This window comes from Flavobacterium gelatinilyticum (assembly GCF_027111295.1).
In the GTDB taxonomy this organism is placed as follows: domain Bacteria; phylum Bacteroidota; class Bacteroidia; order Flavobacteriales; family Flavobacteriaceae; genus Flavobacterium; species Flavobacterium gelatinilyticum.
In genome coordinates this window covers 4,266,236-4,280,978 of sequence record NZ_CP114287.1, presented here as the reverse complement: position 1 = coordinate 4,280,978, position 14,743 = coordinate 4,266,236, and the positions used below count along the sequence as shown (strand labels likewise).

Sequence of the window (14,743 nt, the reverse complement as noted above, 5' to 3'; positions counted from 1 at the left end):
ATAATAATCGTCCATTTGGAGAAGTTTGTTTTTTAAGTGGTGCAAAAGTATCCTTTATTTTCAAGAACTAAAACTTTAAACTATTAATTATATATTAAAACAGCTATTTATAAGGCGTTTATTAAAAAATACAAAAAAAGCCTGTTCGTTGGAACAGGCTTTATACTATTTTGACGCAATATTATTGGTTTCTTGCGCTTCTCATTTTTCTTGCTAAAAGAGTATTTTTAAGTAACATTGCAATAGTCATTGGCCCTACTCCTCCTGGAACTGGTGTAATGAAAGATGCTTTTTTACTTACTCCATCAAAATCAACATCGCCCTTGATCACATATCCTTTTGCATTTGATGCATCTTCTACACGTGTAATTCCAACGTCGATAACAGTTACTCCTTCTTTTACCATATCTGCTTTTAAGAATTCCGGAACTCCTAAAGCTGTAATAATGATATCGGCGTTTTTAGTGAATTCTGCTAAATCTTTAGTTCGGCTGTGAGTTAAGGTAACTGTTGAATCTCCCGGATTTCCTTTACGGCTCATTAAGATACTCATTGGTCGTCCTACGATGTGGCTTCTTCCAATTACAACGGTATGTTTTCCTGCAGTTTCTACTTTGTATCGCTCTAATAATTCCATAATTCCAAATGGAGTTGCCGGAATAAAACTTTCCATTTCAAGAGCCATTCTGCCAAAGTTAGTTGGGTGAAAACCGTCTACATCTTTATCAGGATCGATTGCTAACAAGATTTTCTGCTCGTCGATGTGTTTTGGCAAAGGTAACTGTACGATGTATCCGTCCAGATTATCATCTTCGTTTAGCTCTTTAATTTTTGCAAGCAGTTCGTCTTCGGTAATGGTTTCAGGTAACGAAACTAAAGTTGAATCGAAGCCAATTTCCTGGCATGATTTTACTTTACTTCCTACGTAAGTTAAACTTGCTCCGTTGTTTCCCACTAAAACCGCAGCTAAATGAGGCACTTTTCCTCCGGCTGCTTTTATAGATTGAACTTCGGCTGCAATTTCGTTTTTAATGTCGTTAGATGTTTTTTTACCGTCTAGTAGCTGCATTGTTGTTTGTTGTTTTGTTTCAGGTTTTTATTTGTTTAAAGTTTCAGGTTCAACATTTCAAGTTAAAAACGAAACTCAAATATTTATGTAATTAAAAAAGTTTCAAATTTCGATTTCAAACTTGAAACCTGAAACTTGAAACTTTTATTTTTTTATCTCGGCATTCCTCCCGGCATTCCTTTCATGCCTCCCATCATTTTCATCAGATTTTTTCCGCCTGGCCCCTGCATCATCTTCATCATCTTGCTCATTTGGTCAAACTGTTTCATTAGTTGGTTTACCTGCTCGACTTTGGTCCCCGAACCTTTTGCGATTCTGGCTTTTCTTTTTACATCTATAATGGCAGGTTTACTTCTTTCTCCCGGGGTCATCGAATAAATGATCGCTTCGATATGTTTGAAGGCGTCATCTTCGATTTCAACATCTTTCATGGCTTTTGAAGCTCCCGGTATCATTCCAACCAAGTCTTTCATATTACCCATTTTTTTCACCTGTTGAATCTGCGTTAAGAAATCGTCAAAACCAAATTCGTTTTTAGCGATTTTCTTTTGAAGTTTCCTTGCCTCTTCTTCGTCAAATTGTTCCTGAGCTCTTTCAACAAGAGACACAACGTCTCCCATTCCTAAGATACGCTCAGCCATACGTTCCGGATAGAAAACATCAATTGCTTCCATTTTCTCTCCGGTACCAACAAATTTGATTGGTTTGTTTACAATCGATTTGATCGAAAGTGCTGCTCCGCCACGAGTATCACCGTCTAATTTCGTTAAGATAACTCCATCAAAGTTTAGGATATCGTTGAAAGCTTTTGCTGTGTTTACAGCATCTTGTCCTGTCATAGAGTCGACAACGAACAAGGTTTCCTGAGGCTGAATTGCTTTGTGTACACGTGCAATTTCATCCATCATTTCCTGATCTACTGCCAAACGTCCTGCTGTATCGACGATTACAACATTAAATCCGTTTGCTTTGGCGTGTTTAATTGCGTTTTGAGCAATTTCTACAGGATTTTTATTTTCCGGTTCTGAGTAAACCTCAACACCTATTTGGTCTCCCACAACATGAAGCTGATTAATCGCCGCAGGACGGTAGATATCACAGGCTACAAGAAGTGGTTTCTTGTTTTTCTTTGTTTTTAAGAAGTTTGCTAATTTCCCTGAGAAAGTTGTTTTACCAGATCCCTGAAGTCCTGACATTAAAATAACTGTAGGGTTTCCTGAAAGGTTTACACCTGCTACATCGCCTCCCATTAATTCGGTAAGTTCGTCTTTTACTAACTTAACCAATAATTGTCCCGGCTGTAATGTTGTTAATACATCCTGACCAATTGCTTTGTCTTTTACTCTGGCCGTAAAATCTTTGGCAATTTTAAAGTTAACGTCGGCATCAAGTAAGGCACGACGAACTTCTTTTAAGGTATCGGCTACGTTTACTTCTGTAATTTTACCGTGTCCTTTTAATATATGGAACGCTTTATCTAACTTATCACTTAAATTATCAAACATATCATTTTCTTTATTTGAAGTGCAAAGATAATCTAATTAGATATTTCAGGCAATTTTTATTTTTTAAGGTTTAATACAAAAGAACAAAGGTTTTTTATCGATTTTAAGGTTACAAACGTGACGTTTTTTGTCTCACGCAGATCTTTCAGATTTTGACAGATTATTTTTTTTAGAAATCTGCATCATCAGCTTTAATCTTTTTATAAATCTGCGTGAAACCAAAAAAGCGCAAAAGAAAAATTCCTCTGCGCTTTTGTAACTATGTCTCTTTGTTTCTTAAAATTTAGAACTGAAAGTAAATAAACGGCTGCGAACCTGCAACTGCCGTTGCATAAACAATCCAATAAACAAATCCTAAGATGATTGCTTTGATTAATAATGGTGTTTTATCGAAAACCAGTTTCATTTTGTCTGTAAAAAATTCCGGCAAGAAATGCCATACATAACCGAACAACATTAGTAAGAATACATTTTTATAACCGATTATTATGGTTTTCCAAAGTTCCGGCTCAAAAGTCAGCTGACCAATATTGTTGATTACCTGTAAGGCTGTTTCGAAATCTCTGGCGCGGAAAAAGATCCAGCAGAAAACCACAAAATGAAAGGTTATAACAACTGAAAAGAAATTCCATAAAAAGCCGGATCCCTCTTTTTTGGACGGAAATAATTCCATGAAAATTTTATGCACTGCCAGTGCAAGTCCGTGTAATGCTCCCCAAACGATAAACTGCGCTCCTGCCCCGTGCCACAATCCGCCAAGAAGCATTGTGGTAAACAGGTTTAGATTGGTTACTAATGTTTGTTTCTTTTTTCCTGAAAGCAAAAATGACAGACAAAAAAGCGCAATTGAACTAACCGCAATTATAAGCGGTATAATGCTTACGGTATAATTGGTTATTCCCCAAATCAATAATCCGAAGAAGAATAAACTCGGGAATAAATATCCTGCAAAAGATCCTTCGCGGTTTCCTCCCATTGAGATATACAAGAAATCTTTTAACCAGGTTGAAAGCGAAATATGCCATCTTCTCCAGAAATCCGTAATCGAATCTGATTTGTACGGTGTTCTAAAATTGACCGGTAATTTGAATCCTAACAACAACGCAATACCAATTGCCATATCTGAGTATCCGGAAAAGTCGCAATAAATCTGAATTGCGTATCCGTAAGAGGCCATCAAATTCTCAAAAGAAGTATACGTTAAGGGTGTATCGAAAACGCGGTCTACAAAGTTTACTGATATGTAATTTGATATTACCGTTTTTTTTATCAAACCTCCAATAATCAAGAATAAAGCATTGTTTACATCTTGTTTGGTCAGGTTTAATTTTTGATAAATCTGCGGCAGGAAATCTTTGGCTCGCACGATTGGTCCGGCAACTAACTGCGGGAAGAACGACACGAAAAATAAATATTCGATATAGTTTTTTGTCGGCTTGATTTCTTCCCGATAGATTTCGATAATATAACTCATCGACTGGAAAGTGTAGAAGGAAATCCCAACAGGAAGAAAAATATCATGAAATTTTAAATTCCCGCTGAACATATCATTATAAGTTCCAATCATGAAATTCATGTACTTGAAATAACCCAGCAGTCCTAAATTCAGGATAACACTTATTACAAGATATATTTTCTTAGTGGTATCTTTTGTTTCTTTATAAATAATCTGGCTTAAACCATAATCAACTACAGATGATAATAGTAAAAGCAAAAAGTAAATACCGCTTGACTTATAGTAAAAGAAAAGCGAGAAGAGAATAACGTAAGTTAATCTTAAATAAAATGTTTTACGCAAAAATCCGTAAATAAAGTAAAAAACCAGGAACATCCCCAGGAACAAGCCGGTATTAAATAACAGTTTCTCGTCTGGATTGTATGTAAACCAATCTTTTACCTGTTCTTCTGTAACTGCACCAAAATTTTGAATGAACCAATTATTAATGCTATCTATTGTCGTCAACTTACTTCTTTAATTTAAAATTATCGTATGCTTTTATAAATGCTTCTGTAAACAAGTTCCCTTGTTTTTCGTATCCTTTTTTAGAATAATGAACCCAGTCTTTGCCAATTAATCCTTCTGCTTTCAGGTTTCCTATTCCTTTCAGGCCTCCAAACTCATCATATAAATCCCAAACGGCAAAACCGTCTTTTTCGGCTATATCATTTATACGCTGCGCATATTCTCCCACAAAAGTGTTTGGTTTTCCGCCTCTAAATAAGGATGGCGGCGGTGTCATCACGATTATCGGAACATTTATATTCTGATCTTTCAGATTTTTAATAAACTGCCGCAGTCTCTGGATATAATCTGAAGGTTCCAGTTTATCGAAACTTTCGTTTGTTCCCAATGAGAAAATCAAAAGATCGGGATGCAGTGCTTTTACCTGCTCAAAGAATAATGGGTATTTATTGTAATCTGAAAATTTGGCTCCGTTTACTCCAATACCGCTGTAAATTACACCGGGAGCATCTTTTTCGAGAACCAGTCCGTTCAGTTCATACTCTTTTGCTTCTTTATTTGGAACCAGATAAATTTTATCTAACGCTTTTTCTGATTTGTAATAATGACAGAAAGGATCAGATTCAAGATTTAAAGGAACAAATTCTGATGTTTTTATATTCTTTGGCTGGGTTTCGTTGGTTGGAATTCTTAAAATTCTTCCTGCACGAATATTATTCGATTTCAGCTGATTTGCTTTTTTTATATCGTTTATTGAAACATTGTACTTATCTGCAATAATCGAAATCGCTTCGCCTTTTTTAATTTTATGGGTGATGACTTTTCGCTCTGTTGTTTCAATAAATTTGGTTTGAGCCGATGAAGCCAGATCAAACATGTTTTCATTTTTTGGCGTTATGATCTGAATCGTATTGAATTTATACGCTGGATCTTTCACACTCATTTCTACCACAAATCCTCCCGTATCTCTCCAAAGCCCAATGCCGCTCAACCCAACCGGATAGTTTCTTACCGGATAAATGTTTCGATAGCTGTCCCAAATTCTGTTGCAGCGGAAACGTTCGTTATAAGAACCGTTTGTTTTGGCAAGCTGATAGGGAAAAACAAAACCACGGCCGGCGTTTCCAAATCTCTGCTGCAAAACCTTTCTGATTTTATTGGTCATTAAGTCGCCCTGAATGTGCGAATCTCCAATATGTACAATATTGATTTTTTGATTCTTTTCGCTTTCATTTTCGCTTAATTTCTTAAAAACACTTTCTAATACTTTCGGATTATAAATGTGATTTCCGGCATATGTGTCTCCGGTTGTATCGATTTTTCTAATCATATTTTTCCTGATTGAAAGTGAGTCTGATTTTTGCTGCCTGCCATTTGTATAAAGAAAAAGACAACAAAAGAAAATTGCAAGTTTATTCATTTACGCTGTCGTTTTTCACAGAAACGGAATCTGTCCTGGTTTTCTTAATTGTACGCGGTCTTGTACTTGTATCACGTTTTTCGCGTAATGTTTTGTATTGCTCGTATCCTTTATTTAACTGAGTGTAAAGCAGATTTCCAATTGCTTTGGCTCCTCTTTGATTAAAGTGTGTATAATCTTTATTGGCTCTTGCCGGAGATTCGTCAACCCATTTTACCATCGAGCCGTCTCCTCCCATCAAGGTGTATAAATTTACAAATCCTGATTCGGTTTCCAGGGCGTAATGTTTCTGGGCTTTCATTAAAGGAACCACTGCCGAGTCGGTTTTCATTTCCAAATCATATTTAGTCGATTTATCGGCTGTTGAAACAATCAGGATGGAAACGCCCGGGAAGGATTCTTTTATTTTGTTTACGGTTTTTGTCATTCCTTTTTCGTACCATGAATAGTTTTTGGTTCCGTAATTCAGAACATTGGTTCCGTAATGCAGAATGATCAAATCATAATTTAAACTATTGTTGAAGGCTCTCATAACACCGGCATCAAACATAGAGATTGGCAGACCTGAATTTCCTCGCTGCGAAAAGTTGTCTACGTGAACACCGCTTCCGTTGTCAAAGTTAAATCCGTAAATCGGGATAGAATCTGCGTGAACAAAATTAGCTTTGAAGGCTTTGATGCTTCCTGATGTTACTTTCAGGCTGTTTACTAAATTAGAAGGATTAAGATTTTTTCTAAGCGTATCTTTTCCGATAATAAAGTTTACGTTTCCTTTTTTAGATGATCTTCCGTAAAATAAAGTCGGGTTATCTAAAGTGGTTGAATATTTATTAGGTCCTGCTTCGTACTGAACCCAGGTTGGTTTTGTCTGATCATTGGCAAAAAAAACATGTCCGTTTACACCAAAAGGACTTGTTGGTTTTTTGACATTTAAATACGATTGTGCTTTCCAGTTTTTAGAATAAACTGATTTTACAGATCCTCTTGAAGCAGCAGATTCTGATGAAATGGAAACAAAACCAACTCCGTTTCCGCCAAATCGTTCCTGATAATTGGTACGAACATCCTGAACGATTAAGTCACCATCGGTCATAGAATCTCCGTAATATGCAATTCTGACTTTGCTCTGCGGATTTTGTTCTAATTGATATAATTTTTCATAAAAAGAAATCAAATACTGAAATCCTTTATAATCGTCAAAAGTTTCAGCAGGAAATTCAATTCCTTCCGAAGCATCGTAAACGATTTTTTCTTTGTCCATTTTACGCTCGGCTTCATCAAGGCTGTCTCCTTCCGGCGACAACGAATCTTTGGCAACCGATTCTAAAAGCAGACTGTCGATCAATACATTTTTTGAATCGATTTTACTTTCTGAAAATATCTTGTCCGGCAGGATTTGTTTAAATCCAATAAAAGCCACTAACGCTAATGCAACTATAGCAAAAGACTGAAAGAAATATGATTTTGTATTCACTAACTAATTATAAATTTGAAGGATGGAAAAATAAAAGATAAAACATTTTATAATTCCTGTTAATTCAGTTTAAAAAAATAATGCGCAAAGATAAAATTAAAACAATCATTTTTTAATCATTTAACAATAAAGAAAACAAAAAAAAGAGGTTAGATAAATCTAACCTCTAAATCAAAAAAAAATAAAAAAACAAAGTTAATGATTAACTAAACTCTTGATACTATTTATTGAAAAATAACTTTACCTGTTTTCACTTCTTTATTGTCTGAAAGGATTTTATAAAAGTAAAGTCCTTTTTGATACCCTGCAGGAATACTCCAGTTTACAACCTGATTTGGGGCTACTTTTCCTTTATAAACTGATTTTTCATTTCCTAACTTTTCTGAATATAAAACGATCTCAATGTTTTTGTCTTCTGCAAAATTGGTTGCAAAATTTAATGATTCAGATGTTGGGTTTGGGTAGACTGTTACATCTAAAGATGAACTTTTTGTACTTGATACTGATTTTGCAAAACCTGAACCAGGAGAAATTACTATGTAATTACTATAGGACTGTTTATTACCAGAGACAACCACTCGAGTAATATAACCATCATATCCCACTCCGTTAACAAAATTATATACACTCTGAGGAATCGTACAATTTATAGATTGACCAATAAGCCAGGGATCTTCGTCTTGCAATACATATGCATACCAATAATAAACGTAAGTACCGGTCCCGCCGCTTGGCTGACTTCCTTGAAGTTCAGAACCTAACTGTGTAATTGTATTGTTTGTAAGTGGTTGAGAAGGAGGAATAATTATATAATTGCTATATAACTGCTGCGTTCCAGATACAACTACACGAGTAATATAACCATTATATCCCACTCCATCAACAAAGTTATATACACTCTGAGGAATTGTACAATTAATTGACTGACCAATAAGCCAGGGATCTTCGTCTTGCAATACATATGCATACCAATAATAAACGTAAGTACCAGTCCCGCCGCTTGGCTGACTTCCTTGAAGTTGAGAACCTGACTGTGTAATTATATTATTTTGAAGAGGCGGTGCTGCATTAACAGTTACTACTACTTCATTACTTGTGCTTGAAAGCGTACTTGAACTTACAATTCTTCTAAATGATGATGTTGCAGTCAAACTTCCCGGAGAATAATTAATTCCTGTCGCTCCGGAAATAGTAGTCCACGCACCTGTTCCTATCTTCTTCTGCCATATATAACTAAAAGAACCATTTCCTCCAGACGGACTCGAACCTGTAATTGTGCTGGCTGATGCTCCTTCTACAATTGTTTGGGTGCCGTAAATATTGTTATTAGAAATTGGAGTTGGAGGAGGTACTACTACAGCTTTATAATTAACCGTAATTTTAATCATCTTGCTTTCTTCCTGAAAACAACTTCCGTTGGTACTAAACTTGTAAATTATTTGTGTATCCGCAGCAACCGTTTTTTTAAACTTGTATCTAATAGTCGTATTTTGTCCTGGTGTAAGTATACTTCCGTTTGTATAACTTTGAGATGTAATACCATCGTTATTTCCACAAGATTGCAATGCATTCAGAAAAACCGGATCACTGCTTCCTCCATAACAGTTGACTAAAACATCGACCGTTCCTTCAACACCCGAATTAATATTTAAAGTATTGTTTAGAGAAGTGTAGGTTACATAATTTTGAGCAAAACCAAACTTTACTAAAAACAGTAAAGTCAATACTAGTAATTTTATTTTCATAATATATCATTGGTTAGTTAAGAAAAATACACTCTCGTCTAGTTCAAAATTTATTTTAGATTTCAATTTATCAACTAAAACTTAAAACAAAATTTACAAAACACTAAAAGTGAATTTATTCATGTTAAAATTATTTTTTGATTAAAAAATAACCTTGAATAAATAATTATCCAAGGCTATTAAAATATATATTTTTAGAAAGTTGTGGTGCTGTTAGCCTGGTATGCGAAATTAAAAGTATAGTATCTTGGTACTGCAGTTGCAGGATCAGGATTTGCTGGTGCATCTTTATAATAGCTTAAAATTTCAAATTTTGCATACTTACCATCATGAGTTTTTACAACAAACACTTTTCCTGCAAGAGGAGAAATAATATTGTTTGAACCATAATTATACCATCCATTTCCACTACCTGTAGGAAGTGCTAAAGCATTAGCGGCATCCTGAACAAAAGTATTGGCTGCTGGAAAAGCTGTTACACCAGCAAATGTACCAGAAACAATACTTAAAGCTCCTTGTCCTTTTCTTGCTGGCTCACCTGCATCATCTGCAATTACTTTTGCTCCACCATTAACAATAACAGTAGTACCACGGAAAGCTACATCCCAGCTGTCATCAGTCACAACTTTATTTTGAGAAAAGCTGAATCTTGTATAATCACCTCCTACTGGCTGGCCTTGTCCTCCTGTTTGCGGAGCATAAATGTTTGATGCTTTTGTAGTTACAACTACTGCAGGAGTTTCATCTGTATTATTATCATCATCGCTGCTGCAAGATGCTGTAAAAACGAATAACGCTAATAGGGAAAGTTTTAAGAATTTTGTTTTCATTGTGTAAAAGTGTTTAATAAATATTGATTAAAAATTATATTGAATTCGCGCAAAAAGCTGTCTTCCTGCAAGATTTGTTATTTGTCCGGGGTCTGTAAAATCGAATAAATTGTTGGCACCAGCCTGAAGCGTAAATTTGTCGCCTATATTTTTTAAGATAGAAAGATTTGCCGTAAAATAATCGTTTATGAACGTATCGTATTTGTCCAGAATTGTATTCCCGTTAGTATCAAACATACCATATTTGCTTCGGTAAAAAACACGCAGATTAATGTCTGTTTTTATTTTTGGAATCGAGTAAGCAAACTTAATATTGGCAGTATGTTTAGACCTGTTATAGGCTCCAAAATAATCAGATTTATTAATCTTAATGGTTTGCAAATCAGAATTACGGATATATTGGTAATCTTCAAAATTATCCAGAACGTCATTATTTTTAGCAATCAGATATTGATACCCAACCGATACAGAAAAATCTTTTGTAAAATCGTACGTAGAATTATATTCAAGACCGTATGTAAAAATTTTGTCAATATTGAAATAACTAAAAACGTTTTGTCCGTTATTTTTTTGTGCTACAATTTGTGTTTCAATCAAATTCTTTATTGAATTGTAAAACACATTTACATCCATTCTGAATTTATTCTTTTTATAAAAAGTTCCGAAATTAAAATTCACTGAACTTTCTGCTTCCAGTGGTTCAGAGAAACTTATACTTGGAATTCTATACGAAAGCTGTCCCTGTTCTTCGAATTGTTTTAAACGATCTTCAGCAACATTATATCCCAAAACAGTATAACCAACCTGCGGGTTTGTGAAGTCGAAAAACAACTGGCGGAAATCCGGTGCTTTATAACCATATCCAACCGAAGCTTTTAAGGAAAAGTTTTCAAGTATCTTATAATTCGCTGCCAGTTTTGGACTCAACTGCGATGCGTATTCGCTGTGATTATCGTATCTAAATCCTGCAAGGATATTTAATTTTGATGTTGGATTATAATCGTACTGCAGATAGACATACTGCGAATTGAAATTTACATTTTTATCAAAATACGTTCTGTCCAAACTTTCATAATTCAGTCCCGCTCCTGCTGTTATCTTGTCATTTTTTAATGACCATGTAGTTCTTACTTCAGGTCTGAAAAGCCATTGATCGTAATATGATTTTTCAAAAAGCACATTATTCTGATCATTTAGGAATGCATTGTTCTTATAATTGGTCGCATACAGCTCATATTCCCAATACAATTTAGGATTCCATTGATGCTCTAATTTAATTTGCGAATTCCATTCGTCTTCTTTTGCATCGCCTTTATAGTTTTCAGAATTAATCAAAGCAACATTATTCATATTCTGATTATAGAAACGATTGCTTACGATAAGTTTTAAATCATCTGAAAAATCATAATATATTTTCGGCTGAATGGTCGTGTTGTAATATCTTTCAACATTTTGCAGCGGTGTGCTTTTATCTAAATCATAACCGTCTGTCGAATAAAAATTGGTAAATATATTGGCCGCTAATTTTTTCTTCTTCCACAGCAGATTAGCATTCACATCATTGGTATTGAATGTAGCATATCTATATGAAAGGTTACCTGCAAACATATCTTTTTTAGGTCTTTTGGTAATGACATTAATGACTCCACCCATGGCTTCAGAACCATACAATGCTGATGAAGCTCCTTTTACAATTTCAATTCTTTCTATATTTCCCACAGATATTCTGGACAAATCCAAAACTCCAGAGCTCCTTCCTACTAATGGAAGTCCATCAATTAGAATCATGGTATACGCAGCATCTAAACCCTGCATCTGAATACCTTCGAAACCACTTTGATCCGGAATTAAAATAATTCCTGTCTGCTCATTTAATATCTCATTTAATCTCGTAACTCCTGTTTTTATAATCGCATCAGAGGTTACAATAGTCATTGGTAATGGCAATGACGAAAGCACTCTTTCTGTTCTTGTTCCAGTGGTAACTTTAACTTCCGATAATTCATTTGTTTCAACACTATCTTTTTGAATCTCCTGAGAAACAGAAATCTGACAAAAAAGCACAACTGCAAAAAGAGTAATTTTAAATTTCATTATTTTTATTCAATCTTAATAATCATGGCAAATATATAACTATTTTTAATTGTTCTAAATTAAATTTATATATTTGCAAAAAATTTTAAAAAACCAATTAAGTTATGATTTCAAAAAGTCTTTTATTTTCGGCCGTTGTGGCTTTAAGCTGTAGTCTTGGTTATAGTCAGGACAAAAAACAACAAGACATAAAATCTATTAAATCTATGTGTGGTTGTTATGAAGTAAAATTCAATTTTGCTGAAACTTTTCAGTATGCAAAAGATTCAGCATCGTACAAACCTTCTCAGACAAAACACGAATCTGCGTTGGAATGGGTAGAATTGTTAGAGGATACACCTAACAAGATTGTTATGCAGCACTTATTAATTGTAAGTGACGATATGATTATCAAACACTGGAGACAAGATTGGTTATTTGAAAACACAGACTTATATACATTTGATAAAGGAAATTCCTGGAAATATAAAAAACTGGACAAGAAAGCTGTTAAAGGTCAGTGGACTCAAAAAGTATATCAGGTAGATGATAGTCCGCGCTATGAAGGTTCTTCGACATGGGTACACGTTGACGGACAAGATTACTGGGCAAACGTTGCTGATGCTCCACTGCCAAGAAGAGAGCAGACAAAACGTAATGATTACAATGTTTTAAAAAGAAGAAACATTCACGAGATTACAGCTTCTGGATGGAATCATGAGCAGGATAATGATAAGCTAATCAGAGATGACAGCGGTAAAGATGTACTTTTAGCTCAGGAAAAAGGTTTTGATGTTTACACTAAAGTTGCTGACAGCAAATGTATCGCAGGTCAAAAATGGTGGGCTGCAAACAATGCTCTTTGGAAAAATGTCCGCGACAAATGGCAGACTCTTTTTGACAGACATAAAGATCTTAACTTAGAAGCTAAAGTAGATAGAAAAGCACTTTATTCTCTTTTGTTTGACTTAAAACCAACAGCAACAAAAGCAGAATCTGATGCTATTATCGACAAATTTGTAAAATAATTAGTTGTGTTAATTACGATAAAAGCCGGTAATCTTTAAAAGGTTACCGGCTTTTTCTATTTTATAAAAACCGTCTAATATTTTAGACGGTTTATCCTAGTATTATTTTCACTAAAAGGGTTACTAATTCAAAATAGTTAAAAATGAATATAAGGAAATATTTTTCATATAGTTATTTCCAGGATATTAGAAATTATAATTCATTTTGTTTAATTAACGGATTGGCATCTATTTCTGCTTGTGGAATCTGAAAGATGAATTTGTTATCTCCGGCAGGAATATTAAACTTACCAAACGCAGGATGATTAGAACCATCATAATCTCTCGTAAGGGCAACACCTAATCGTTTCATATCAAACCAAGCATAACCTTCTCCCCATAATTCAATTCTTTTTTGCAAAATGATTTCATCTATTAATGTTTTACCTGTATTGGTAGATAAAACATACGATGGGTCTCTTGTGATAGTTATATCGTATAAAACCTTTTGTGCCGCAGTTTCATTTCCGGATCTTGCAAGTGCCTCGGCTTCTATATAATACATTGAAGCTGCCCTTAAATAAATATAATCACCAGCATCAATTGTAGGGTCTCTAAATTTAATATTTGCATAAACTGGTAATGATGGATATGTTGAATTACCTCCATTTCCAACAAATGCTTTTTTTCTGTAATCCGTATTGGAGATATTATTATACAATCTTTTATCTATATTTTTAAAAACACCAAGTCCTCCAGCGTATCCTGAATCATTTGTATTATCAAAATGTCCAAAAAAGTTAGCTACAAAACTACTTTGTGCCGATGTAATAGAAGCGCCCCACATAGTGTCTTTATTTGACACATCATAAAAGCCATTATTCCACTCTGCTTCTGTTAATAACGGATAAGCTGCTCTAGCTTCACTGGCTAATTTCGCAGCCTGAGAATATTTACCTGTTTCCAAATAAACATCTGCTAAAAATGCTTTGGCAACACTTTGATCAATCGCATTATTATTTTTACGTTTACTTCCTTCAAGCAAATCAATAGATTCATTTAAATCATTTTCAATAAGATCATAGACCTCTTTAACTGTAGCTCGTTCTTTACCTTCAAAAAGAACCTCAGTGTATAGCGGTACACAAAGTTTGGTTTCATTATTAATATAGGTAGGACCATACATACGAGCCAGCATAAAATAAAAATAACCTCTCAAAGCTAATGCTTGTCCTCTGATAACCTCTAACTTTTCATCATTTACTCCTTGAGGAACGGTTTTCAATACAACATTTGTGGTTTTGATTTGTGGATAATAGGTGCTCCATGCCAATCTAGATCTTAAGTTAATTTGCTGTCTGCCTAAATAATTATAAAAATTACTGTACCAACTTGATTTTGTCATTAACATATCGTTTGACATTAAATCAGTAGCAGAAAGAATCGATTTATGCCCATAATCTTCATGATTACCTATTGACAAACCATAAGATCTTAAGGCAGAATATATTCCGTTTATAACTGCTTCGTTTGCTTCTGCAGATGAGGCAAGCTGATCGCCATTAATAGTCGACTCAGGTTTAATATCTAAAAATTCACTTTCACAACTTGTAAAAACAAGGAATGCTAATGATAAGATTATTATTTTTTTCATGTT

10 protein-coding genes are annotated in these 14,743 nt (G+C 34.5%); 1 reads left to right on the top strand and 9 read right to left on the bottom strand.

The window, feature by feature from the left end:
- Window positions 1-181: 181 nt before the first annotated feature.
- From OZP11_RS18345 to OZP11_RS18310, 8 genes are all read right to left on the bottom strand, one after another.
- The gene (locus OZP11_RS18345; protein WP_091496404.1) at window positions 182-1,069 is read right to left on the bottom strand and encodes a bifunctional 5,10-methylenetetrahydrofolate dehydrogenase/5,10-methenyltetrahydrofolate cyclohydrolase; all 888 of its coding nucleotides are present in this window, start codon (window positions 1,067-1,069) and stop codon (window positions 182-184) included.
- A 152-nt stretch (window positions 1,070-1,221) separates the two neighbouring features.
- Entirely contained in the window at window positions 1,222-2,574 is a 1,353-nt protein-coding gene (gene ffh, locus OZP11_RS18340) for a signal recognition particle protein (RefSeq protein ID WP_026727748.1), read from the bottom strand.
- 283 nt (window positions 2,575-2,857) lie between these two features.
- Entirely contained in the window at window positions 2,858-4,537 is a 1,680-nt protein-coding gene (locus OZP11_RS18335) for an MBOAT family O-acyltransferase (RefSeq protein WP_281231959.1), read from the bottom strand.
- A gap of 1 nt (window position 4,538) precedes the next feature.
- Window positions 4,539-5,867: a GDSL-type esterase/lipase family protein gene (locus OZP11_RS18330; RefSeq protein WP_281231958.1), complete on the bottom strand. Its 1,329-nt coding sequence runs from the start codon at window positions 5,865-5,867 to the stop codon at window positions 4,539-4,541.
- Window positions 5,868-5,949: 82 nt separating this feature from the next.
- Window positions 5,950-7,431: an SGNH/GDSL hydrolase family protein gene (locus tag OZP11_RS18325; RefSeq protein ID WP_281231957.1), complete on the bottom strand. Its 1,482-nt coding sequence runs from the start codon at window positions 7,429-7,431 to the stop codon at window positions 5,950-5,952.
- Window positions 7,432-7,655: 224 nt separating this feature from the next.
- Window positions 7,656-9,176 (bottom strand): DUF8696 domain-containing protein, encoded by a 1,521-nt coding sequence (locus OZP11_RS18320; protein WP_281231956.1) that lies wholly within the window; start codon window positions 9,174-9,176, stop codon window positions 7,656-7,658.
- Window positions 9,177-9,370: 194 nt separating this feature from the next.
- On the bottom strand, window positions 9,371-10,006 hold the full coding sequence (locus OZP11_RS18315; protein ID WP_281231955.1) for an HmuY family protein: 636 nt from the start codon (window positions 10,004-10,006) through the stop codon (window positions 9,371-9,373).
- 27 nt (window positions 10,007-10,033) lie between these two features.
- Entirely contained in the window at window positions 10,034-12,100 is a 2,067-nt protein-coding gene (locus OZP11_RS18310) for a TonB-dependent receptor plug domain-containing protein (RefSeq protein ID WP_281231954.1), read from the bottom strand.
- Between the two features lie 104 nt (window positions 12,101-12,204).
- Here OZP11_RS18310 and OZP11_RS18305 point away from each other — a divergent pair, with 104 nt between their 5' ends.
- Window positions 12,205-13,107 (top strand): DUF6607 family protein, encoded by a 903-nt coding sequence (locus tag OZP11_RS18305; protein WP_281231953.1) that lies wholly within the window; start codon window positions 12,205-12,207, stop codon window positions 13,105-13,107.
- A 193-nt stretch (window positions 13,108-13,300) separates the two neighbouring features.
- On the opposite strand, the gene OZP11_RS18300 is transcribed toward OZP11_RS18305, so the two are convergent.
- Window positions 13,301-14,740 carry a RagB/SusD family nutrient uptake outer membrane protein gene (locus tag OZP11_RS18300; protein WP_281231952.1) on the bottom strand — a complete coding sequence of 480 codons (1,440 nt, stop codon included), beginning with the start codon at window positions 14,738-14,740 and terminating at the stop codon, window positions 13,301-13,303.
- Window positions 14,741-14,743: the final 3 nt, after the last annotated feature.

Excerpts from the sequence above, each read along its gene's own strand:
- OZP11_RS18345 (WP_091496404.1), bottom strand. The coding sequence starts at position 1,069 with ATGCAGCTACTAGACGGTAAAAAAACATCTAACGACATTAAAAACGAA.
- ffh (WP_026727748.1), bottom strand. The coding sequence starts at position 2,574 with ATGTTTGATAATTTAAGTGATAAGTTAGATAAAGCGTTCCATATATTA.
- OZP11_RS18330 (WP_281231958.1), bottom strand. The coding sequence starts at position 5,867 with ATGATTAGAAAAATCGATACAACCGGAGACACATATGCCGGAAATCAC.
- OZP11_RS18320 (WP_281231956.1), bottom strand. The coding sequence starts at position 9,176 with ATGAAAATAAAATTACTAGTATTGACTTTACTGTTTTTAGTAAAGTTT.
- OZP11_RS18315 (WP_281231955.1), bottom strand. The coding sequence starts at position 10,006 with ATGAAAACAAAATTCTTAAAACTTTCCCTATTAGCGTTATTCGTTTTT.
- OZP11_RS18310 (WP_281231954.1), bottom strand. The coding sequence starts at position 12,100 with ATGAAATTTAAAATTACTCTTTTTGCAGTTGTGCTTTTTTGTCAGATT.
- OZP11_RS18305 (WP_281231953.1), top strand. The coding sequence starts at position 12,205 with ATGATTTCAAAAAGTCTTTTATTTTCGGCCGTTGTGGCTTTAAGCTGT.
- OZP11_RS18300 (WP_281231952.1), bottom strand. The coding sequence starts at position 14,740 with ATGAAAAAAATAATAATCTTATCATTAGCATTCCTTGTTTTTACAAGT.